Genomic DNA, 24,657 nt, shown 5'->3' on the forward strand with positions numbered 1-24,657 from the left:
TTATGCAGATTAATTCCAGCATATAATTCTATAGAACAGAATTTGCACTGCAAAAACTTGGGCAAGGCACAAGTTTTTCTAAAATAATACCTTCTGACATCTCATCAGTGCTGGAGTCAACCCCAATTAATACTCTGTTATCAACACCTTCATTACTGTCATGACCGTTGAAAATTCTGATACCGATACAGTCAGGTTGTGATAAAATTTGTAAGAGTTTTTCTTTACCAACATAAAAAGCTTTTATTTGATCTGGGTTCAAATTCTGAAAACTACGTGTGTAATTTTTAGCTTCTGTTAATGTGATAATTTCTCCTGAAGTACTATTAATGCTCATATTTTTTTTACAAATATAGAAATTGAAATAGATTTATCAAATAGGTATATTTACCTGTTTTTTTACTACGTGCCTCGATCCCATGAGATGAAAAGTAAGAATTCATATGAATAATTGAAACATGTTCGTTATTAAGAGGTCAAAATATTACATTTTTAAAGAATTACTGTACTTACTAAGAAGAATTTTCTATTTGGCTTATTCTTTCACAGCTGTTCAAGAATTTCGCTGCTAACATTTTTTTAACTGATCTCAGTGTACAGGATAAATTAAAACTGAATTTTATATTAAATGGCAGATAATTAAAAAATTTCTGATTCTTATTCTGAAGAAGAATATGCCAGCGAATAATTAAATTCAATCAAAAATATTCAAAAAAAATACACAGATTAAAGTTTCATTTTTACAGAAATTAGAAACCCTGAAGAATTGAGAAATTAGTCAGGTATTTAAAATTTAATTTGTGATTTTTTTACATATCTAAAGTCGGTGCTCTGCCAAACTTCTTTTTAAAAGTGTGAGAAAAATGTGACTGGCTTTCAAATCCAAGATCAAGATAAAAAGCAGACGGCTTCTTACTTTTATGCTCAATTAAATGCTTGGCTACATTAAGTCTTTTTTCCTGCAGCCATCTTCTTGGAGGCATTCCAAACGTTTTTAAGAAATCTCTTTTAAATCCGGAAAGACTTCTGCCCGTCAGTTTGGAAAACTCTTCAACCGGAAAATTGAAATGATAATTATTCAGCATAAACTTTTCAAGATCAATCTTATGTGATTCCGAGAAATCAAAAAGGAAATTCCGAAAGGTAGGGACAGCGATGAGTAGCAATTTGATACCTTCTTTCACTTTTAAAAGCCCAATTTCGTCAGTCATTTCTGCTCCGGAAGGCCTAGGAGTTCTCATATCTCCTTACTGACAGTTTCTTTATGTAGCATATTTCATTTTTCAGAAAAGTAAATCTGAAAATGATGTATGCCTGTACGATTGCAGTGCAAGAAAATATTTGACTTCGATTGTCGATGAAAGTCTAAAGTAGAATCCTCCTATTAGTGGAGATATTAACAATTGGAATTACAAATTTTTCCGTTGATAGTTACTTTAGTACATACTATTTTTAAGAAGTCCATCTTTTATTAGGAAACCTTAAACGAAATCTAAAATATGTAGATGGTTTCGTTTTGCACATTTAAAACATTAATGAAAATCAAGCCTGTTTTGTAAAAAGTAATGTTCCAAAAGTATTGTTTTAAGAATGGATTTATTGCTTATTGAAATGCGTGCGATTTTACACTACGTGGAGAAGTTAGAAGCTCATTCGAAACTTTCAAAGTCGTTCCTCCTAACAAAGTTTCTACTTCGCTCTACGAGGCTTTAAAGGTTGTCATATTTTTTATTTCTAAAGCTTTTAATTATTTGCAGTAATCATTTTGTATATAAACTCAGAATTACTTTTTTTAACAAATCTTTAAAATGTGAAAAAAGTATTTGTAGATTATTTAAAAACAATTAAATTAGTTGCAAAATATTAATAACCGAATATGAAAAAACTCAATATGAGTGCGCTGTTGTTGTGCACTTCTGCCATGCTTCATTCTCAGGAAGTACTTTGGCAGAAAGACATTAAATCATCCACACAGGATTTTCTCTCTCAGGTAATCACAACAATTGACCAACAATATCTCATTACAGGAAGTTCCATTCAGCCTCCAAAATCTTCTACCGAAAACAAACAGAATAACGGATACGACTTTCATGTTGTTAAACTTGATCAGCAGGGGAATGAGGTTTGGAAAAAGTATTTCTCAGGACAGAATCACGATTATCTATCGGCGGCAGTGAATACGCAGGAAGGAGGTTTTCTGCTTGCAGGCACTTCGTATTCAGGTAAAGGATATGATAAAAAAGAAGATTCTAAAGGAGGCTCCGATATGTGGCTGATAAGACTGAACGAGTTTGGTGATGAATTGTGGCAGAAAACCATCGGTACAACAAGCGATGACGAAGCAAGATCAGTGATTCAAACGACTGATTTTGGTTTTTTTGTTGCGGGCAACGTTTCAGCCCTTCGACAAGCTCAGGATTATAATGGTTTCGGCTCTAAAGATGTTTTGGTAAGCAGATTGGATAAAAACGGAAAAGAGCTTTCCCAGATTATTTTAGGAGGAAAAGGATTAGATGAAGTAGAAAAGATAATTCCGACAAAAGACGGAGGGGCTATTTTAGCGGTTTACTCAAGGAGTTCCGGGGTTCGGGGTTCGGGTTCCGCAGGAACAAACCCGATATCTTCGATCACTAATCCCGTATCCCGCATCCCGAAACTAACTGAAAACTTTGGTGAGGGAGATTATTGGATTATCAAACTCAATAAAGATGGAAAAGTAGAATGGGAAAAGAACTATGGCGGTAAAGCGGATGATCATGTGAAAACTTTAGCATTAAGCTCTACAGGATATATTATCGGAGGAAGTTCGAGATCTGAAAGATCAGGAAACAAGAAAGCAGGAATTGAAGAAGGTACTGATGTATGGTTGCTGTCCCTGAATGAAAGTGGAGATGAAATCTGGCAGAAATCCTACAATTTTAAAAACAGGGATGTTTTGATGGGGATGAATGTGGTGAGCGGGAAGTCTGAAAGCAGTTCAACAAAAGGTATTTTGCTTGGCGGATATACTCAGGCAGAGGGACGTGTTGAAGCTGATGATGAGACTTTCTGGATTCTTTACCTTGATAATAATGGTGAAGAACAATGGAGAAAATACATCAAAGGAGAATCCCGTAAAAAAGAAGAAAGACTTTCAGATTTAAAATTAAACCGTGACGGTTCGATTATTCTTGCAGGAACAAGTGCTGAAGAGCTTGGCAAAGAAAACTGGAAAATTGTAAAGCTGGGTGATCAGCAGATTGATAATTTGATTGAGAAGCAGAATATTAAGATTTATCCGAATCCTGTGTCGGATTACGCTTATATTGAAATAGGTTATGATTTTATGGAAGCTGAGATTATTCTCTATGATATGAGTGGAAGACAATTTCAATCACAAAAAACAAAAAATAAAATCACTAAGATTAATATGCAGGCTTTGATCCAGGGAGCTTATCTGGTGGTGATTAAAACCGACACAAATAAAACTGCTAACGCTAAATTGATTAAAAAATAAAAACGCAAATTATGAAAAAACTCGTTAGGATATACATCTTATTTGTATCTCTTTTTCTGAAAATAAATATTATTGCCCAACACAACAATAATAATTTTAATATAAACATACCGAATATTTTACCACCCTCTCCAAGCGCTTCCTTTAAAACAGATTTTGGAAATCTACCAATGAATGAATATCAGGGTACCCCTTCCGTTACAATACCTATTTACAATTTTAGCCAAGGAAGTATTTCCCACAATATTTCTTTAAATTACAGCAGATTGGGCGTTAAGGTAAATGAAATACCGGATATTGCAGGAGTAAGCTGGCTTCTAAATGTTGGGGGAATAATTAACAGAACAGTTTACGAATTTCCGGATGAAAAGAATGATCGTTATTTGGTGAATGATGCCATTAGCCTTAACATACAAAATCTCCAGGAAGGATCTCCTCAGGCACTAAACTTAATTGATAAAATAAAAAATGTTAATGTTGATAATGAAGTAGATGTTTTTTCCTTTTCGGTAGATAATTATTCCGGTACATTTTATTTAGATCAAAATTTTCAGCCGGTAGTTTTAGAAGCTGGAAAAGGCATAAAAATTCAAACAGTTGGCAATTTTTCAACAGATTATGCATTTATAATGACTGCTCCCAACGGCAAAAAATATCATTTCGGGGGAATTGGTTATACAGAAAACACATTTAATAGAGATAGTATGATGACCAATGCGGTAACGGGATTTTATTTATCAAAAATAGAAGATGGAAACAATATAATTGAATTCACGTATTACACTGATCTGCCAAGAACTATCAATACATCACTGCATCAATCAAAAGCCTTGACTTTTCAAAGAAATTATGTTGATCAAGTAGCTACTAACTGCGGTGTTCCACCTCTTTATCCTTCGACTCAGCAAATGAATAATTTAAATATTCGAGAGCCAAAAAGGCTTAAAGAAATATCATTCGGAAATAATAAGATCACTTTTAATTACCTGACAGTTACCAACCAAACCTATGGGAAAATTGATAACATTAAAGTACTAATCAACAATGCAATAAAAAAGCAGTTTGACTTCCATTACCTAGATAAAAATATTGGAAATATTACCCATCGCTTCTTCTTAGAAAAAGTCTCTTTTTTTGAAGTTCATGAAAATCAAAAAACTTTTAACCAAGAATATGTTATAGAATATAATGATCCGTTGGATATTCCTGAAAGGATGAGTAAAAGCGTAGATGTGTTAGGTTATTATAACGGTCAGGTTAACTCCACATATATTCCCAATCTTGCCTTGTTAGGATCTGTTGGTTTTGATCAACCGCTTGATGCAGACAGAAGAGCTTATTTTAATTACGCACAAAAAGGAACCCTCAAATCTATTTCTTATCCAACTAAAGGTAAAAGCAATTTTGAGTATGAGTCTGTACCAATAAAAAAGCCCACATACAAAAGCTTAAATCTAATCATTGGAAATAATGATTTTGTAACTGCTGAAACGGGATTACCTGTGTATGAGGCATCGCAAGAGTACCAATTCAATCCCATGGTATCTGATAATATAAAAATCGATCTGCATTTATTTTCTGAAACACAGCAAATGCAGGTTAATAAAGCCGATGCATTATTTGAAATTATTGATAAATCGAATAATCAAGTGGTATATTCAAAAGATATGATGTTAGGAAAAACGGTCTTTTCAGGTTCTTGGGAAGCAGGGCTTGCGGTAGACAAATTAAAAACATATTTAATTAAACTTAAAGTCAAAAATAACTGCAATCAATGCAATGGTTCGGCTAAAATAGAATACCAAAGTGGTTACCATTCAGCTGATGGTTTGGGACTTAGACTTAAACGTCAATATGATACTAATGCTTTGGGAGATACTATAAATATAAAAAGAATTTACTACAGTCGAATTTCTGATATTAATAATTTGGATTTATTACCGACAAATCCCTATTCACCAGGATTATTTACATCTACTTATTATAAACAGTTTACGCCTGTCTCACAGCCTAATAATAATCCAGGCTCTGATACAGATACAGCTTATGGAGATGGTTGTGGACCATTTAAATATTATTTCAGACAGATGATTGTCAATTCAGAACCTGTAAGACCTGTTGATTATGGAATCACCGGTTATAAAGATTTTGCTGTTAATCCCATTGTTTCTATAAGCTATGGCGGGGATAACTTTGAAAATGGAGGTGAAGAAAAAGAATTTTTGCATAATGATGAAAATGGAATGATGTCTTTAAGAGAACCATCTAATAATCCACAAACATTTTTTGATGACACGCAAGACATTCTAAATATTATAACAAATACTTTTTGGAATAAAATTGAAAGAAAAGTTAATTTTAAAGAATACAATGGACTTTTAGCACGTAATTCATTTTATAAAAATATTGGCAACAATAATTTAGTAATTAACAAGAAAATTGAGAGCATATATGAAAGAGATGAAATTTCATCAGTTTCGAATATAATTGGTATGCCAATATACGATGTGGTAAATATATCGTCTGGATCTGTAAACGGAGGAGAATTATTCAATTTATTAATTGCTTACTACAAAACAGCTTCTTATTTTATCCGTCTCAAAAAAACCATCATCACTAACTATCTTGAAAATGTGCCGTATAATGTTACTGACGATTTTAATTACAAAAAAATTAAAAGTAGAAGCACCTTTGAGTATAACTCTCCTGTAAAATTACTCACAAATACCTCATCAAATTTTTCTGACGAAACTGTTTCGGAAGTATCTTATCAATACGCCCACGAAAAAGGCAACCCATATCTAATCAGCAAAAACATGATTGGCATTCCACTGGAAACAACGATAATAAAAAAGACAGATTCTACCGCTACAACAGGCAAACTCCTTTCTAAATCTGCGGTATTGTTCCCGACTTCGCAGATAGAAGCAGACCAGAAAACATTAGGGATGGCATTGCCTTATGAGACACAGTCGGCCTTTGCCAATGCACCTTTAGCAACCGATGTTACATATGATAAATACGACGACAAAGGAAACATAGTACAGTACACTTCCAAAGACGGTATTCCCACAACGATTGTCTGGGGCTACAACAAAACCCAGCCTATTGCAAAAATCGTGGGAATTGATTACGATACATTAAACAGCAGTCTTGTCAGTGGAATTGTGAATGCCTCAGATACCGATGCTTCGGCAGCTGCCAATAATGACGAAACTTCATTCCTTGGACTTCTGGATGATTTCAGGAAACATTCTTCCCTCACAAATTATCAGATCACTACCTATACTTATGATCCTTTAATTGGTGTCAGAAGTATAACGCCTCCATCAGGCATCAGAGAAGTTTACCTTTACGACAACGCCAACAGGTTGAAAGAAATTCGTGAGAATAATGCCGCAGGAAAACTGATCAAAGAGTTCAAATACAACTACAAACAATAAACACAACCATGAAAAAAATAATCATTCCCATCAGTGCCTTGTTTGTAGCAGGTTTAAGCCATGCACAGACCTTAACGAATACTGAAAATTACGTTTACACAAAAACCTATCTTCACTATCCTGTACCAACAGATCCCGATCAAACGATAAAATCTGTCGAAACCGTTCAGTACTTTGACGGTCTGGGAAGACCCAAACAGATCGTCAATGTAAAAGCTTCGCCATTGAGCAAGGATATTGTTACACCGATAGTATATGACGGCTTTGGCAGGCAGACCCGAAATTACCTTCCTGTCCCTCAGAATTCCACATCAGACGGACAGATCTATAGTCAGAATAACGGTCTGATACCATTTCCTGTTTCTGATGTAACAAACGTTTACAATGGTGAAAAAACCTATACGGAAAGTTTTCCCGAAAACTCTCCTTTAGACAGGATCCTTTCCCAGAAACAGGTTGGCGATGCGTGGAACAACAAGCCCGTGACCTTTGGCTACGACGCCAATGCAGACGGGGAAGTAAAAAAATATGTAGCCACATTCGATTACGGAACATTCAGCTCATCCATCACCATGGTTACAGGAGGCTACGGAGCCAATCAGCTTTACAAAAATTCGGTAACGGATGAAGACGGAAACAAGACTATCGAGTTTAAAAACAACAGCCAGGGGCAGGTGATACTCGTAAGAAAAATGCTCGATGCCACTACTGAGGCAGACACATACTATGTGTACAACGACTACGATCAGTTGGCTTATGTAATTCCGCCACTTGCCGTTGCCGCCAATAATGTGGATGAACAGACTACGCTCAAAAATTTATGTTACCAGTATAAATACGACAACAGAAACCGCCTTGTGGAAAAGAAACTTCCCGGAAAAGGCTGGGAATATATGATCTATGACAGACAGGACAGACTTGTCGCCACCCGTGATGCCTTTCTGGAAGGAAAAGGACAGTGGTTGTATACCAAGTATGACGGGTTCGGGCGGGTAGTTCTTACCGGAATCAGCACCGGAGGATCAAGAACATCGGAGCAGGCTAATGCTGAAACTTTTAACAGCAATAATACACCGAGAATATCCACAGTGTCTTTTACCAGTGAAGGTATGGATGTTTATTACAGAGGATTTTTGACGTATCCTGACAATTCGAAATATGTAAAGCTTCTGAGTGTCAATTATTACGATACCTACGCACCCTACAGTTTTAATCCTTCAGCTCCGTCAACAGTTTTCGGAGAATCTGTTCTTACCGATAATATCACAGGGGAAAACCGAAGTACCAAAGGTCTACCTGTCATGAGTTTTGTAAAAAACATCGAAGACGACAACTGGACGAAAAACTACACATGGTATGACCAAAAAGGCAGAAGTATTGCTACCCAATCTATCAACCATCTGGGCGGATATACAACAACAGAATCAAGGCTTGATTTTTCGGGAGCGGTGCATGAAAGCATTACCAGACACAAAAGGCTCGCCACAGATACAGAAAGAATGATCACCGAGAATTTTACTTATGATCATCAGAACAGGCTGAAGTCTCACACCCACAAAGTAGATAATCTGGCAACGGAAATTCTGGCACAGAATGAGTATAATGAACTGTCTCAGCTTATCGGTAAAAAAGTGGGAGGAGTTTCTTCGACAGCGCCGCTACAGGAAGTGAATTACACTTACAACATCCGTGGGTGGATGACTAAAATAAACGATCCTCAAAATCTGGGAACTAAACTCTTCGGGTATGAATTAAGATATAATAATCCCGTAAACACTGCCAGCTCCACAGGAAGATTTAACGGAAACATTGCAGAAGCCACATGGAAAACAGCTTCAGACCAATGGCCAAGAAGATACAATTATCAGTACGATGGTCTCAACAGACTTCTTACTGGAAAATATTCCGAACCTGAGGGACAGGTAATTCAAAACAATTATTACAACGAAACGCTCACGTATGACCTGAACGGAAACATTATGTCTCTGGTAAGAAATACGAAAGCTGTTGCAGGAGCAACACCGATGGATAATCTTGCATACGACTACACTGGCAACAGGCTGAATACAGTTACAGACAGCTCACAGAACTATAGCGGATATCCCGACACTTCAGGCGTTACCATTGGGTATGATGACAACGGAAACATGAAAAACCATACGGATAAAGGAATTCTGCAGATTGATTACAACTTTTTGAATCTCCCGAACTATGTCAAATTTAATCAGTATGTTCAGAGCAGAGGCGGGGTTACTTTTGTAAACACCCAACATAAGTACCGTGCAGACGGCGTAAAATTACAGAAAGTACATCAGTACAAAGAAGGAAATACTTTGGGAACAAGAACCACGCATTATCTTGACGGTTTCCAGTATGAGGAAAACATCAACATTTCCAGCCCCACTTCTACATTTCCTGTTCTGAAGTTTGCACCTACCGCAGAAGGCTATTATAATTTTGAAAATAATAAGTATATTTATCAATATAAAGATCAGGTAGGAAATGTACGACTTTCATATTATAAAGATAATAATGGTAATGCTGTAATTGAGAAGGAAAGTAATTATTATCCTTTTGGTTTAGAACATGACGGATATAATTTTGTGGCTTCAAACCCTTCTTATAATTATGGCTTTCAGGAGCAGGAAAAGCAAGTCGAAACAGGATGGAGTTCTTTTAAATGGCGAAATTATGACCCAACAATTGGGAGATTTTTCAACATTGATCCTCTTTCTGAAAAGTATTCTTATCAGTCACATTATAATTTTTCTGAGAATAGAGTTGTAGATGGTAGAGAATTAGAAGGTTTGGAAGTTGTTTTAACGAAGGACATTGATATAGCAAGAGTTGCAAACAATGGACAATATTCAGATAATCCAAACACTAAAACTGTTCACGTTTTTGGGCACGGAAATACTACAGCTATGTATAATGAAAATGTAAGTGCAAAAGAGAGACAAGCTGGAGTAGGGACAATAGATTCGGGAAAAAAATTAAATAATGTTCTTAATCAAGGTAGTGAATTATGGAAAAACTCAAAAAACAAAGAAGGATTTACTGTTGTATTACATTCGTGTAGAACAGGAAGATATACAGTGGATAAAAGAGGAAATGTTACTGATCCCATTGCTTCTAAAATGTCTGAGTCTGAAGAAATGAAAGGCGTAACAATTATTGCACCTGATGAGAGAGATGGATTCACTGTTAGTGGTAAAGAAGTTGGTCCGCAAGTAACTAAAAATACTGATAACAATGGAGAATATCTTCCTGGAACGCCCAGAAATGAACACGGTTTACAAACCAAAGAATTTGGTCATTGGAATTCATTTCAAAATGGTCAACACACTAATCAGCAACCAGGCAACATCAAGCCACAAGGGAAAGATCAAAGAAGTCTAATAGAAAAACTATTTAATTTATGAAGTACGCAATAATATTTTTAAGTTTTTTGCTTTTTTCTTGTCATAAAAAACAGAAGCTCTATCAGCCAAAAGATAATGAAAAAGTTTCTACTATAAATTCTGTATCAAATTATGACAGTCTTGTTGCTAAAGTAAAATTGAAAGGAGATACTTTAGCATATAGTAATCTTTATTATTTTTTAATGGACTCTAATGAAAATGATAGAACGGACACATTAATGCATTATTCTAAAATAATGGCAGAAAAATACAATAATAATTTTGCTTATTTTAATTACTTCGATGCTATTTTAAGAAAACATAATGTAAAAACTAATTATGATAATTTTTACAATGTAGATATATCAAAAATGGAATACACTTCAAAAAAGCAAGCAGAAGATTGGTTAAGAAAAATGCTTAAAAAAAAGGTAATCACGCAAGATCAATACAATTCAGTAAAAAAATAAATGGCTGAAGTTTATAATAATGAGGAATGTGGTAATATATCAGGGTAATGTATCAGAGTTAGTGATACAACATTTCCAATAAGTAAATCATTGATTTTTAAAATAAATTTTATAACAAACAATCAAAACAAGAGTAGGCATTTCCCTACTCTTGTTTATTTTAGCAGAAAAAACATATCTAAATGACTGAAGATCATTCCTCGTGTTTCAGAGTTAGTGATGAGATAAAAAATAAGAATTGTTATGCGAAAAAGAATTGCGTCGGATGCTGAAAGGGTAATCACTAATAGTTACGAATATGAGCCTTGCTCCCGCATGATTTTATCCTGTGGCAGGTAAATGAAAAACCCTCGCAAAATTGCGAGGGTTTGTGTTGTAAAATTGTTCTGTTTTGTACTTGTAAACAGAACTAAAGTGCAGCAATATTTTTCTGCAGATAATGTTAAGGAGTTTTTTTAGAGAAGAAAGTTTCAATGAATCCTCATTATATCAAAATTTATCTGCTAAAATTTTTCAGCTTACGAAAACTATTTTTTCGTAAGATTTAAAAAAGAGTAATTTCTTAGAACATAGGTTCAAATGTTCGAACCTATGTTTTTAAAACACTATTTTCATAGAATTTTCTGTGACTTAAAATCAATTAAATTTTTGTTTCGCAGGCTTCAGACATAAGATTTTCCGCAAGAATATTTCAAGTTATTTTCAATTCGTTGTTTATTCAATTTGTCGAAATAATATGTAGAGTTTTTTAACCAGAATTTTTATAGACTGAATTCGGTGTATATAAGATATGATAACAATATGGTTTTTCACGGTTAGAGTTTTAATGAGTCTTGCAATATATTTCGAAAATTTATCAGCAGTTAATACATAATCGATCAAATAGATTTGTTTCAAAATTTTGTCACTATCCTTAGTAGTGATTTTTGAAATAATGCTCTCTTATAATATTCATATTTTTTTTAGAAAACATAAACAATAATTCACATTTAATTCTATTTGTAGTGATGGGGTTTGCAAAAAATGATTTATCTTAGTCACACAAAATCTTAATAACCGAATATGAAAAAACTCAATATGAGTGCTCTGTTGCTGTGCACTACTGCCGTACTTCATTCTCAGGAGGTACTCTGGCAAAAAGATATTAAGTCCTCCACTCAGGATTTTCTGTCTCAGGTTACTACTACAATAGACCAGCAATATTTAATTACAGGAAGTTCGATCCAACCTGCGAAACCTTCTACAGAAAACAAACAAAATAACGGATACGACTTCCATGTTGTTAAACTCGATCAGCAGGGAAACGAGGTGTGGGAAAAGTATTTCTCAGGACAAAATCACGATTATTTATCTGCATCAGTAAACACTCAGGAAGGAGGATTTCTTCTTGCCGGAACATCGTATTCAGGAAAAGGGTATGATAAAAAAGAACCCTCAAAAGGAGGATCTGACATCTGGCTCATCAGACTCAATGAATTTGGGGATGAACTGTGGCAGAAAACGATAGGTACTGCTAGTGATGACGAAGCAAAATCGGTGATTCAAACCACTGATTTCGGATTTTTCGTTGCCGGAAATGTTCATAACAACAGCAATGGTTTTGGCTCTAAAGATGTTGTGGTAAGCAAACTTGATAAGAACGGGAAACTTTTATCTGAAATTATTCTCGGTGGAAAGGGGCTTGACGAAGTTGAAAAAATACTTCCTACAAAAGACGGAGGAGCAATAATAGCGGTTTACTCAAGGAGTTCCGAGGTGCGGGGATCGGGTTCCGCAGGTACAAACCCAATATCTTCGACGACGAATTCCGTATCCCGCATCCCGAAACTCACAGAAAACTTCGGTGAGGGAGATTACTGGATTATCAAGCTCAGCAAAGACGGAAAAGTAGAATGGGAAAATAACTATGGTGGGAAAGCGGATGATCATGTGAAGACTTTAGCCCTGAGTTCTACAGGATATATTATTGGAGGAAGTTCTAGATCTGAAAGATCGGGAAACAAAAAAGTAGGAATTGAAGAAGGAACAGATGTCTGGTTACTATCCCTTAACGAAAGGGGAGAGGAGATATGGCAGAAATCTTACAATTTTAAAAACAGGGACGTTTTGATGTCGATGCAGGCAATAAATTCAGCAGACGACAAATCATCGAAAGGCATTTTGCTTGGCGGTTACACTCAGGCAGAAGGGCACATAGAAAAAGATGACGAGACCTTCTGGATGGTTTATCTTGATATGAATGGAAATGAGCAGTGGAGAAAATACATCAAAGGAGAATCCCGTAAAAAAGAGGAAAAGTTATCTGACCTTAAACTCAACAGGGATGGCTCCATTATATTGGCAGGAACAAGTGCAGAGCAGCTCGGCAAAGAAAACTGGAAGATTGTGAAACTGGGTGATCAGCAGATTGATGATTTGATTGAAAAGCAGAATATCAAGATTTACCCTAATCCAGCATATGATTATGCTTATATAGAAATAGGTTATGACTTTACAGAAGCTGAAATCATTTTGTATGATATGGGTGGAAGGCAGTTCCAGTCTCAGAAAACAACGAACAAGATTACGAAAATAAACACTCAGGCTCTGATTCAGGGAGCTTACTTAGTAGTTATCAAAACCGAAACAAATAAAACAGCTAACGCTAAATTGATTAAGAAATAAATTATGAAAAGATTTTTTTTAATATCTCTGTTATTAATGTTTGTTTATTCGAACGCTCAAATAACATCAACTCCTCCTAAAAACATGAATGTCAATGTTCCTGCTGGAGCCAATGCATATGAACTTAGTAAAGTTTCTCAAATCCCTATGGATTTATCTAGAGGCACTGCCAATATATCAATTCCTCTTTATGAAATAATTCAAGATAATGTCAGCATACCAATTAGCTTATCATACAATACCGGAGGAATTAAACTAAATGAAATTTCAGGTACTGTGGGACTTGGCTGGTCTTTGAATATACCTGGAAGCATATTTAAAAATGTTAAAGGATTAGACGATAATGATCATCCGGTTAAATTTAAAAATTTTGCTGATGCAAATAATTTGCAGACTTTAAAAATTTATAATACGATGGGAGCTACGCCTGAAAGTACTCCACAAAATTTAGATTTAGCCGAAGGTTTGATTGAAGGAAGATATGATAGTAAACCAGATTTATACAAATATACAATACCGGGCTACAGTGGAGGCTTTATTCTTAATCAAAACACTGGGATATCTGTACCCAATGATAATAATAAGATTCAAAAAATTGATAATTTGAATTTTGTAATTACTGATGATTCAGGGATCAAGTATTTTTTCAAAAATTTCGCAACATCAATTTCATCCTCTGTTTCTCAACTACCTACTTCTGGTATTAATAGTTTTTACCTTATTAAAATAATAACAAATACTAATCAGGAAATTACTTTTGAATATGCTAAGCATTATAATTATAGTGATACAAATATAGTTGATACTGATTATTTTAAAACTTTCCTTGTAAATATGGCAGCAGGGGCAGTTCCACAAGTCCAAATTCCACCTTATCAAAGAGAAACTATAACAACAACGCAAATTGATAAGGTAATATCCAAAATAATTTATCCTAAAGGAGAAATTCATTTCAAATATAATGATGACCTGTCGTATAGCATAAATGGCTCTATTACAAGAAAAGACATTCCAACAGGATCTGCATTACGAGAAATAGTAGTTTACGAAAAAAATGGAAAAGTAATAAAAGATTATCAATTAGAATTTAATTATTTTATTTCAGATTATCAAAATGAAGTCCCGGAAAAGTATAGACTAAAACTAACGAAAGTTAATAATATAGTAGATAATTCCAATTATAGTTTCGAGTATGATGAAACTTATCCTTTTCCGATAAAAAATAGCTCATCGGATGATCACTGGGGATATGTAAATTCTATTTGGAATGAAAATTCTGTAAACATACCATCTCAAATGAAAAGTGATGAACTTTCTACTGGAGGAGCGCTACAGGACTATATTTTAATACAAATTGGTCCTGATAAAAAGTACAATTATTCTGGTGGAAGAAATAAAGACTCAAATCAATACGCTAAAATTGGAAGTCTAAAATCCATCAAATATCCTACGGGCGGACAAAAAAATTTTAATTACGAAAATAATACTGTTAGTACTTTATACAAAAATGTGCAACAGATGGGTGATGATGTGTTTATTCTTGAGAGTTCATCCCTTAATCATCCTCCCGGTTCATTTTTTGCAATTAATGAGCAAAAGGACACTATTGTTACACTTCCTCCAGCATCACACCCTGTTTTTCAAAATCTCAACTTCAAAAATTTAAAATTTAGGGTTACATATGGAAATTTCTGTGACAATAATATTCCCCAAGATCATGAAGTTATTACTCCAACCTCCTGCCACGGTTTTGCTACATATAGTGATGGATCTTCTGATATCTCTCCATATTATTTCACGCGTGTTTTAAATAATGCTGGTCCTAGTTCCCCCATTCGATTAAAGTTAAATAGAATGGGAGATTGTAATTGTGCGATAGGAATAAGTTATACATACGATATTGAATCATCAAGCATTCATAACTTACCTGTGGGAGGATTAAGAATATCTTCAATAGAAGATAGGGATGAAAGTAATAACTTGATTCGAGAAGTTTTTTATGATTACTCCAAAAAAGATGCTGACAATCACACAATAAGCTCCGGAAATCTTTTGTCAACTTTACAGTATATAAAAAAAATAAATATGAACATAGATTTTGTATCATATGATCCTACAGTCTTAAACCCTCCTATAATTCCTTATTTTTATTATCAGGTAAGTAATAACGGTAACAATAAAAATTATTTTGGAGCTGATCAAATTATTGAATACACTCAAGTAACTGAATACGAAGTTGGAAAAGGAAAGACTATAAATAATTTTTTAAATACTTATGGAGGTGATTATAGTGTGGTAGAATCAAACATGAACCAAGATTATAATTTTTGGAAAAGAGGATTGCTGTCACGACGTAAATATTTGAACGAAAACAACGAGATTCTTAAACAGGTTGATTATAAATATAATTTTAATACTATAAAAAATTCTCTTTTCGGCTACAATGTTTCCGGATTAGATCCTGAGGTAGCGTTTTTTGCTACAAATATAGATGTAATAAAAAATGTTGAAACTAACTTATATCCACAATCAGGATCAAATTTTCAATTGTATTTTTATGAGCTTACTCCGAGCTTTAATTTCGGTACATCAGCTAATATTGAAAATTATGAAGTTACAGAGATAAATTACTTTGGAAGCTCAGAAATATTGGAAAAAACAAAAAAATATTACAATTCTGCAAGTTTAAACCTGCCTATTAATCTTGAAAAAACAGAAATTTTCAGGGAGGACAATTCCCTTACCGAAACCACCTATTCCTACGCCCATGAAAAAGGCAACCAGTATTTGATTAGCAAAAACATGATTGGCATTCCACTCGAAACAATCGTAGTCAAAAAAACTGATTCTACTGCAACTACAGGCAAACTACTTTCCAAATCTGCAGTGCTGTTCCCAACTGCGCAAACCGAAGCGGATCAGAAAACGTCAGGCTTTGCATTGCCATATGAGACAAGATCAGCGTTTGCCAATAGCGCTTTAACGACCGACGTTACTTATGACAAATATGATGATAAGGGAAACATTCTACAGTACACCTCCAAAGACGGTATTCCTACAACGATTGTCTGGGGTTACAACAAAACCCAGCCTATTGCAAAAATTGTAGGTGCTGCATATACTGCGGTATCATCTTTAATAAGTACAATTGTGAATGCCTCAAATACCGATGCGCAAAATCCTTCGACCGAGCCTGCATTGATCTCTGTACTCGACAGCTTCAGGAAAGAAAGTGATTTTTCAGGTTACCAGATTACAACGTATACTTATGATCCACTGATCGGGGTAACGAGTATAACGCCTCCATCAGGCATCAGAGAAGTTTACCTTTACGACAACGCCAACAGGTTGAAAGAAATTCGTGAGAATAATGCCGCAGGAAAACTGATCAAAGAGTTCAAATACAACTACAAACAATAAACACAACCATGAAAAAAATAATCATTCCCATCAGTGCCTTGTTTGTAGCAGGTTTAAGCCATGCACAGACCTTAACGAATACTGAAAATTACGTTTACACAAAAACCTATCTTCACTATCCTGTACCAACAGATCCCGATCAAACGATAAAATCTGTCGAAACCGTTCAGTACTTTGACGGTCTGGGAAGACCCAAACAGATCGTCAATGTAAAAGCTTCGCCATTGAGCAAGGATATTGTTACACCGATAGTATATGACGGCTTTGGCAGGCAGACCCGAAATTACCTTCCTGTCCCTCAGAATTCCACATCAGACGGACAGATCTATAGTCAGAATAACGGTCTGATACCATTTCCTGTTTCTGATGTAACAAACGTTTACAATGGTGAAAAAACCTATACGGAAAGTTTTCCCGAAAACTCTCCTTTAGACAGGATCCTTTCCCAGAAACAGGTTGGCGATGCGTGGAACAACAAGCCCGTGACCTTTGGCTACGACGCCAATGCAGACGGGGAAGTAAAAAAATATGTAGCCACATTCGATTACGGAACATTCAGCTCATCCATCACCATGGTTACAGGAGGCTACGGAGCCAATCAGCTTTACAAAAATTCGGTAACGGATGAAGACGGAAACAAGACTATCGAGTTTAAAAACAACAGCCAGGGGCAGGTGATACTCGTAAGAAAAATGCTCGATGCCACTACTGAGGCAGACACATACTATGTGTACAACGACTACGATCAGTTGGCTTATGTAATTCCGCCACTTGCCGTTGCCGCCAATAATGTGGATGAACAGACTACGCTCAAAAATTTATGTTACCAGTATAAATACGACAACAGAAACCGCCTTGTGGAAAAGAAACTTCCCGGAAAAGGCTGGGAATATATGATCTATGACAGACAGGACAGACTTGTCGCCACCCGTGATGCCTTTCTGGAAGGAAAAGGACAGTGGTTGTATACCAAGTATGACGGGTTCGGGCGGGTAGTTCTTACCGGAATCAGCACCGGAGGATCAAGAACATCGGAGCAGGCTAATGCTGAAACTTTTAACAGCAATAATACACCGAGAATATCCACAGTGTCTTTTACCAGTGAAGGTATGGATGTTTATTACAGAGGATTTTTGACGTATCCTGACAATTCGAAATATGTAAAGCTTCTGAGTGTCAATTATTACGATACCTACGCACCCTACAGTTTTAATCCTTCAGCTCCGTCAACAGTTTTCGGAGAATCTGTTCTTACCGATAATATCACAGGGGAAAACCGAAGTACCAAAGGTCTACCTGTCATGAGTTTTGTAAAAAACATCGAAGACGACAACTGGACGAAAAACTACACATGGTATGACCAAAAAGGCAGAAGTATTGCTACCCAATCTATCAACCATCTGGGCGGATATACAACAACAGAATCAAGGCTTGATTTTTCGGGAGCGGTGCATGAAAGCATTACCAGACACAAAAGGCTCGCCACAGATACAGAAAGAATGATCACCGAGAATTTTACTTATGATCATCAGAACAGGCTGAAGTCTCACACCCACAAAGTAGATAATCTGGCAACGGAAATTCTGGCACAGAATGAGTATAATGAACTGTCTCAGCTTATCGGTAAAAAAGTGGGAGGAGTTTCTTCGACAGCGCCGCTACAGGAAGTGAATTACACTTACAACATCCGTGGGTGGATGACTAAAATAAACGATCCTCAAAATCTGGGAACTAAACTCTTCGGGTATGAATTAAGATATAATAATCCCGTAAACACTGCCAGCTCCACAGGAAGATTTAACGGAAACATTGCAGAAGCTACATGGAAAACAGCTTCAGACCAATGGCCAAGAAGATACAATTATCAGTACGATGGTCTCAACAGACTTCTTACTGGAAAATATTCCGAACCGGAGGGACAGGTAGTTCAAAACAACTTTTACAACGAAACGCTCACGTATGACCTGAACGGAAACATTATATCTCTGGTAAGAAATACGAAAGCTGTTGCAGGAGCAACACCGATGGATATTCTTGCATACGACTATACCGGAAACAGGTTAAACTCTGTTACAGACAGCTCACAGAACTACAGCGGATATCCCGATACTTCAGGAACTGCAATAGGGTATGATGACAACGGAAACATGAAAAATCATACGGATAAAGGAATTCTGCAGATTGATTACAACTTTTTGAATCTCCCGAACTATATTAAGTTTAACCAGTATTATCAGAGGAGAAACAATACTTATTATGTAAATACTACTTATAAGTATCGAGCAGACGGTGTTAAACTCGTGAAAGTACACAATTCCCTTGGTCTTAATCAATTAGATAAGCATACTACCGAGTATTTAGACGGTTTTCAGTATGATTTTCCCCATGTGATGATAATAGATATTGATAATGGTAACACATCTCCTCAAAATCAGTTAAAATTAGTTCCTACTGCAGAAGGATATTATAATTTTGAAAATAATAAGTATATTTACAACTACACAGACCATTTAGGAAATGTGAGGTTGAGTTATTTTAAAAATGACAATAACAGCGTAGAAGTTCTTGAAGAGAATAATTATTATCCGTTTGGGTTGAAGCATGAGGGGTATAATGCTATGGCGGGGAATTCTAGTTATCAATACAAGTACAACGGTAAAGAATTGCAGACAGACTCTGGAATGTATGACTATGGGGCAAGATTCTACATGCCGGATATTGGAAGATGGGGGGTGGTGGATCCGCTCGCGGAGAAACATAGAAGACATAGCTCATACAATTACGCAGTTAACAATCCAATAATGTTTATTGATCCAGATGGTAGAGATATTAAAATAGGAGATCAAGTTTATACATATCAAAAAGATAGAGATTATAGTGAATATAATGATTTTGAAAAAAACACTTATCAAGCTTTAGATCATTTGTATTCATCAGGTGCTCTTAATGTTACTATTGGTGAAGGTAAAGAATCTAAAACAGTTAACATGTTAGATGTATTGATTAATGACACTAAAAATACAGTTACCATAAATGAACAAACCGAAAGCGGGAAGGATAATGAATTCAATGCAAATGATAATTCAATAAATTTTAATCCATCAGAAGGAATATCATTTAGAAAAGACGCAACAAAATCTACGCTTGAAGATGGCAATAAGGGATATAATAGCCCAACATCAAGATTAGGACATGAGCTAATTCATGGATATAATAAGTTTAATGATAAACAATATGCAACTCGTAAGAAAGATCAATCAACAAAAGGAGATAAATCAATGATTACTCCAGATGGTAGAGATTTGTCATTTAAAACCAAAGAAGAAGTTTATACTATTGGTATAGCAAATCAAATGAATGTAAAGCTAGGTGAAGATAAAAGAACAAACTATGGGATTATTCCTTATACTGTAGAAAATGTGACATCAACAAAGAAAAAGACACCATGATTAGAATTACAGTTTATATAATAATTTCAGCACTTTTTTTCTCCTGTAACTCAAAACATCAGGTGACAATTTATCATTATAAAAATTCTACGGAACCTAACGCACAAATTCTTGCATCTGATTTAAAAACTTTCTTTAAAAACGAAAGGAATGTACATGTATTTTTAATAAAAGACATTAAATTAGAAAAAGAGCTTACTGGAATAAAAGAAAAAATTCAGTTAGTAAATAATAATATTGAACCAGATGATAGTTATTATGAGCGTGCATTTGTGTCTAAAGGCGATACCATATATGCTGATTACAGATTAGAATTTTGGAGATATAAAAACTTAGGAACTGTTTATAAATTAGATAATACTATAAAAGCAAAAATTAAAAATTTTGATAAAAATTAATTGATTTATAATCCCCCTCGCTCTCGCACGATTTTATCGTGTGGCAGATCATAAAAAACCCTCGCATTTTGCGAGGGTTTTTATGCAATATTTTTCTAAGAATATGCTTTTTTAGCTTTATAATCTCTGATAGTAAGGTCAAGAAATCTTGTGATCAGAGCTTTGTCTTCCTCGTTCATATCCTGTATTACTTCAAATTTTTTCAGAAGTTCTATGTCTTTGATAGAAACTGTTTCATCGTTCAGCAAAGCAACCCGCTGCGCAAAGTCTCCCGACTTTGAGCAAGCTAAATAAACACAAAACCCACCGCAATGCGGTGGGTTTTGTGTTATAAAAGCATTCTGTTTTGTATTAGAAAACAGAACTTTTATTTCTCTTTCAAATGCTCATTGATGGCATCTAAAAAACTTTTTGCCAACTCATCCAACACCAAAAGATTACTTTCTTTAAGATAATAAAAATTCTTAAACAGATTTTTAGAAAGATTTAGAAATTTGAAAAAGTCAAAAGGCAGTTTTTCTGTAAGATAATCCAACTGCTTTATTTTTGGATCAATATATTCACAAGGTTTCCACAGAATTCGGATATTAAATGCATTGTGAAGATAATTCAGTGAAATATTAATCATCGTAGAACAAGCTCTATAGAAAAATGCGCTTAGAAGCAATCCGAAACCTTCTTTCGAATTCAAATCTTTTTTAGAGTGCAATATCCCCAACTGAATTTTTGTAATTTCTGACGTAGATTAATTATTTTGATACTACAAAGTTCAGCTATTAATTGCAGCATGACTTTACTGTACAGCCCAATTTACTTGTCTGTATGGTTCACCTTTTGTTTGCTCATAAAAAATAGTTTTTCGCTATATTTTATAAATTACGATTAAGTTTTGAACTGAGATCCATAGCCGTTAAATTATCATTAAAAATACCATTCTATGCCATAGTCTAACGATATTTCTCAGTACTTTTATCGTCTAAATGCTGTTGCAGTCACAAAATATGAATCAATTACAAAATCAAAGTATCAAAGCCGTCTTTTTCGATATCGACGGAACTCTTTTCAGTTTAAAAACCAAATCCATTCCCGAATCTACCGAGAAATCTTTAAAGATATTACGTAGAAAAGGCATTAAGGTTATCGTTGCGACAGGTCGCTCAATCAACGATCTTCACCATATCAAACATCTCGAATTTGACGGTTTTCTGACTTTTAACGGAGGCTACTGCATGACAGTAGACGGTGAAGTAATGTTCCGTCAGGCCATTCATGCAGAAGATATTAAAAATCTGGTCCTGCATTCTGTAAAATCAGAGGTCAGCTTTTCACTGATGTACGAAGACAGGGTGAGAGTCAGTCATGAATCTCCGGAAGTAGTGGAGCTTTACGAACATGTGAACATTCCTGTTCCTCCGTTGTATGATCATACTAATCAGGATTTCGAAAATGTTCTGCAGGTTAATGTTTTCATCGATCCCGACTCCGAAGATTCCTTTATGAGGGAAGTAATGCCTAATTCTTTATCATCACGGTGGACGCCTTTATTTGCTGATGTTAATCCCGGAGGAATCAGCAAACAGAATGGAGTACAGCGGTTCTGCGACCATTTTCATATAGATATTTGTGAAACTATGGCTTTCGGAGATGGAGGAAACGATATTTCAATGTTGAAGTTTGTAAAAATCGGTGTAGCCATGGGTAATGCCAGTGATAACGTTAAAGCAGCGGCAGATTATGTTACAGATGAAGTAGATAATCATGGAATAGAGACAGCACTGATCCATTTTGGTGTTATCTGAACCGAAGCAGGTGATTAACGAAGACAATTCAAAGACAGTTAGTTCCTAAAAGCACCGGAAGCTTCCAAAAAATTATAAAACATGACCGGCTGATCTATTTTTAAAGGATTATTCAATCAATCCAGATGAAAGACCTTACAGATCAACAGTCAGAAAATGAAATATCATCTTCCGATACTTTAATCGTTCTGCATAATAGAAGCAATACGGTTGGAATCGTAAAGAATATCAATGCGGACGGAACGTTAAGCCAGACAGCTCCCAACAGTCACCATTCAGAATCCATCTTAAAAATCAAATCAAATGAAACTCTGTTCACGCAATTCTATTCAGACTTCTACGGTCAGCTTAAAAATCCCGGAGAATTCACTTTTTTTAAAGTCAGAGAATATGAAGCTAAAGACACTGCCGTTAAACTCCAGAACTACATCGATCAGGCCACGGGCAAAGAAATCAATCAGCTGAAAGACTATGCTGTTTCCATAGATACTGTCCGTTCTCAATCCAGAGAAAATAAAGATCAGCAACTGTATAGCTCCAAACCCCGGTATCGCTTTTTGCCCGAACAGTTGGACTGGAAAACAATTGAAAAACTCGGTCTCACAAAAGAAATTCTGGAACATCATAACGCTTTTGAGCCATTACTCAAAGGTTACAAAACACCTACACTTATTCCCATTACATTCAGTAAGGGAGCGGTAACCGTAACATTGGATGTAAGGCTAGCAGCCAGTAAAATAATGGGGCTCTCAACGAAAAAATCACCTTGCTTCTGAATCCAGCTTCTGTTAAGATTCAGCATAATGGTATAGGCAGCTTCATAGGCATCCGAAATATCTGTCATGAAATCAGGATTTAACGGATTGCAGCGATGGCTTTTGCTGGGGTCATCGAAATTAATAACATAAAACTTTGGTTTTACTTTGTATTTGTCTGTATGTTTAAGTAAATGGTTATAAGCAATTGTAGAAAGGTCATCAAACTTGAAATCATAAATATACATCGAGAAGCCTTTTTCAATGTGCTGTTTTATGTAATTATTGATGATTGCATAAGATTTTCCGGAACCGGGTGTGCCTAAGACAATAGTCGCCCGGAAAGGATTAACAACATTAATCCACCCATCATTCCATTGACCCTTATAATAAAATTTTGTAGGAAGATTTACCGAATATTCATTTTGCATCAGTTTTGTTTCCTGCTGAAAACTCTCGTTTTCATTATTGAAAACATCTTCCATCAGATTTGTTCTTAAAAGACGGCTGATCCAAACCCCAGACATCATTAAGCTGATATAACCACAGCATGTAGTTAATATGTAGAGAAGTGTAGAATACTTAAAAAGAGAATTAAGTAGCAAACCATTAAAAAAGAAAAGTAATACGCCAATTACTAAAGTAGTGTTTATCTTTTTCCAGGTTACTTTTTCATCTTTTACACCTTTCGTTCCCCAACAGCTTAATGCCAAAAGAACTGCTGCAAAGATTTTGGTGTATAAAGGATGAGAGAATAATCCTGCGGTCTTCTGAAAATTAGATAAGATCTTATTAATAATCTCTAAAATCCATCCATACTCTAAAAAGAAAATATAACAAAACCAATAAAAATGCATTAAGACCAGCAGTATGCTTACGGCTCTCATAAATCCCATTATTTTAGCTAAGCCTCTCAAGTCATCTTCACCGTGCATAATTTTAATATTCTTATATCAGATAAATTTATAGTTGATAGGTTTAGTTTTTTTTTTTCTGTCATTAAAGGGAAGTACATGTCTTGGTATAGGCCACAGACGAAATTGCCGAGGCTGACAGTTCTTTAAAACATTAAAAAAAGAAATCATTCATGGCAACAAGTTCACTACAAAAAAAAAGTCGACTGGAAATTTTCTAATACATCGTGGTTTTGTGTAAAATAAGCATCACAAAAACCTAATTTATCAGACAGTAGAAGAGTTTAACAATCAGAACATAATTAATAGAAATGTAGCTTAACTTAAACTGGAATTTTTATTTGCTTATCCGTCGAGCAATACAAAGTGGTTTTTTTTCTATTTTAAATAAAAAAAAATGAAAATATGATTTTTTCAAAATTGTTTTTGTAAGAATATTTTTTGAAAA

General features: G+C 35.1%; 14 protein-coding genes and 1 pseudogene. 10 read left to right on the top strand and 5 right to left on the bottom strand.

Going from position 1 to position 24,657, the window contains the following annotated elements; all coding sequences use genetic code 11:
• Positions 1-28: 28 nt before the first annotated feature.
• Both AC2A1G_RS08720 and AC2A1G_RS08725 read right to left on the bottom strand, forming a co-directional pair.
• A complete protein-coding gene (locus tag AC2A1G_RS08720) occupies positions 29-337 on the bottom strand; it encodes a hypothetical protein (protein WP_484046533.1) in 309 nt (102 codons plus the stop codon).
• 472 nt (positions 338-809) lie between these two features.
• A complete protein-coding gene (locus tag AC2A1G_RS08725; protein WP_484046534.1) occupies positions 810-1,241 on the bottom strand; it encodes a helix-turn-helix domain-containing protein in 432 nt (143 codons plus the stop codon).
• A gap of 635 nt (positions 1,242-1,876) precedes the next feature.
• Between AC2A1G_RS08725 and AC2A1G_RS08730 the strand changes: the two genes are divergently transcribed.
• From AC2A1G_RS08730 to AC2A1G_RS08765, 8 genes are all read left to right on the top strand, one after another.
• Positions 1,877-3,496, top strand: coding sequence for a T9SS type A sorting domain-containing protein (locus tag AC2A1G_RS08730; RefSeq protein ID WP_484046535.1), 1,620 nt, complete (start codon positions 1,877-1,879; stop codon positions 3,494-3,496).
• Positions 3,497-3,507: 11 nt separating this feature from the next.
• Complete coding sequence (locus AC2A1G_RS08735; protein ID WP_484046536.1) at positions 3,508-6,939, top strand: hypothetical protein; 3,432 nt, start codon at positions 3,508-3,510, stop codon at positions 6,937-6,939.
• Positions 6,940-6,947: 8 nt separating this feature from the next.
• Positions 6,948-10,361 (top strand): DUF6443 domain-containing protein, encoded by a 3,414-nt coding sequence (locus tag AC2A1G_RS08740; RefSeq protein ID WP_484046537.1) that lies wholly within the window; start codon positions 6,948-6,950, stop codon positions 10,359-10,361.
• On the top strand, positions 10,358-10,810 hold the full coding sequence (locus AC2A1G_RS08745; protein WP_484046538.1) for a hypothetical protein: 453 nt from the start codon (positions 10,358-10,360) through the stop codon (positions 10,808-10,810). The genes AC2A1G_RS08740 and AC2A1G_RS08745 overlap by 4 nt, the downstream gene beginning before the upstream one ends.
• 1,062 nt (positions 10,811-11,872) lie before the next feature.
• Positions 11,873-13,474 carry a T9SS type A sorting domain-containing protein gene (locus tag AC2A1G_RS08750; protein WP_484046539.1) on the top strand — a complete coding sequence of 534 codons (1,602 nt, stop codon included), beginning with the start codon at positions 11,873-11,875 and terminating at the stop codon, positions 13,472-13,474.
• Positions 13,475-13,477: 3 nt separating this feature from the next.
• Positions 13,478-16,894: a hypothetical protein gene (locus AC2A1G_RS08755; protein ID WP_484046540.1), complete on the top strand. Its 3,417-nt coding sequence runs from the start codon at positions 13,478-13,480 to the stop codon at positions 16,892-16,894.
• A gap of 8 nt (positions 16,895-16,902) precedes the next feature.
• On the top strand, positions 16,903-20,343 hold the full coding sequence (locus AC2A1G_RS08760; protein WP_484046541.1) for a DUF6443 domain-containing protein: 3,441 nt from the start codon (positions 16,903-16,905) through the stop codon (positions 20,341-20,343).
• A complete protein-coding gene (locus tag AC2A1G_RS08765) occupies positions 20,340-20,741 on the top strand; it encodes a hypothetical protein (protein ID WP_484046542.1) in 402 nt (133 codons plus the stop codon). Before AC2A1G_RS08760 ends, AC2A1G_RS08765 begins: the two co-directional genes overlap by 4 nt.
• A 95-nt stretch (positions 20,742-20,836) precedes the next feature.
• On the opposite strand, the gene AC2A1G_RS08770 is transcribed toward AC2A1G_RS08765, so the two are convergent.
• Both AC2A1G_RS08770 and AC2A1G_RS08775 read right to left on the bottom strand, forming a co-directional pair.
• On the bottom strand, positions 20,837-20,989 hold the full coding sequence (locus tag AC2A1G_RS08770; protein WP_484046543.1) for a hypothetical protein: 153 nt from the start codon (positions 20,987-20,989) through the stop codon (positions 20,837-20,839).
• Positions 20,990-21,108: 119 nt separating this feature from the next.
• Positions 21,109-21,432, bottom strand: a complete 324-nt coding sequence (locus AC2A1G_RS08775; RefSeq protein WP_484046544.1) for a hypothetical protein — start codon at positions 21,430-21,432, stop codon at positions 21,109-21,111.
• Positions 21,433-21,742: 310 nt separating this feature from the next.
• Here AC2A1G_RS08775 and AC2A1G_RS08780 point away from each other — a divergent pair, with 310 nt between their 5' ends.
• Positions 21,743-22,540: a Cof-type HAD-IIB family hydrolase gene (locus AC2A1G_RS08780; protein WP_484046545.1), complete on the top strand. Its 798-nt coding sequence runs from the start codon at positions 21,743-21,745 to the stop codon at positions 22,538-22,540.
• Between the two features lie 125 nt (positions 22,541-22,665).
• On the top strand, positions 22,666-23,316 hold the full coding sequence (locus tag AC2A1G_RS08785) for a DUF4099 domain-containing protein (protein ID WP_484046546.1): 651 nt from the start codon (positions 22,666-22,668) through the stop codon (positions 23,314-23,316).
• Here AC2A1G_RS08785 and AC2A1G_RS08790 read toward each other — a convergent pair.
• Positions 23,265-24,230: pseudogene (locus AC2A1G_RS08790) on the bottom strand (YWFCY domain-containing protein); the annotation flags it as partial. The gene AC2A1G_RS08785 and the pseudogene AC2A1G_RS08790 sit on opposite strands and share 52 nt — an antisense overlap.
• Positions 24,231-24,657 lie beyond the last annotated feature (427 nt).

The organism is Chryseobacterium sp. HNCC26DJ240 (assembly GCF_057180485.1).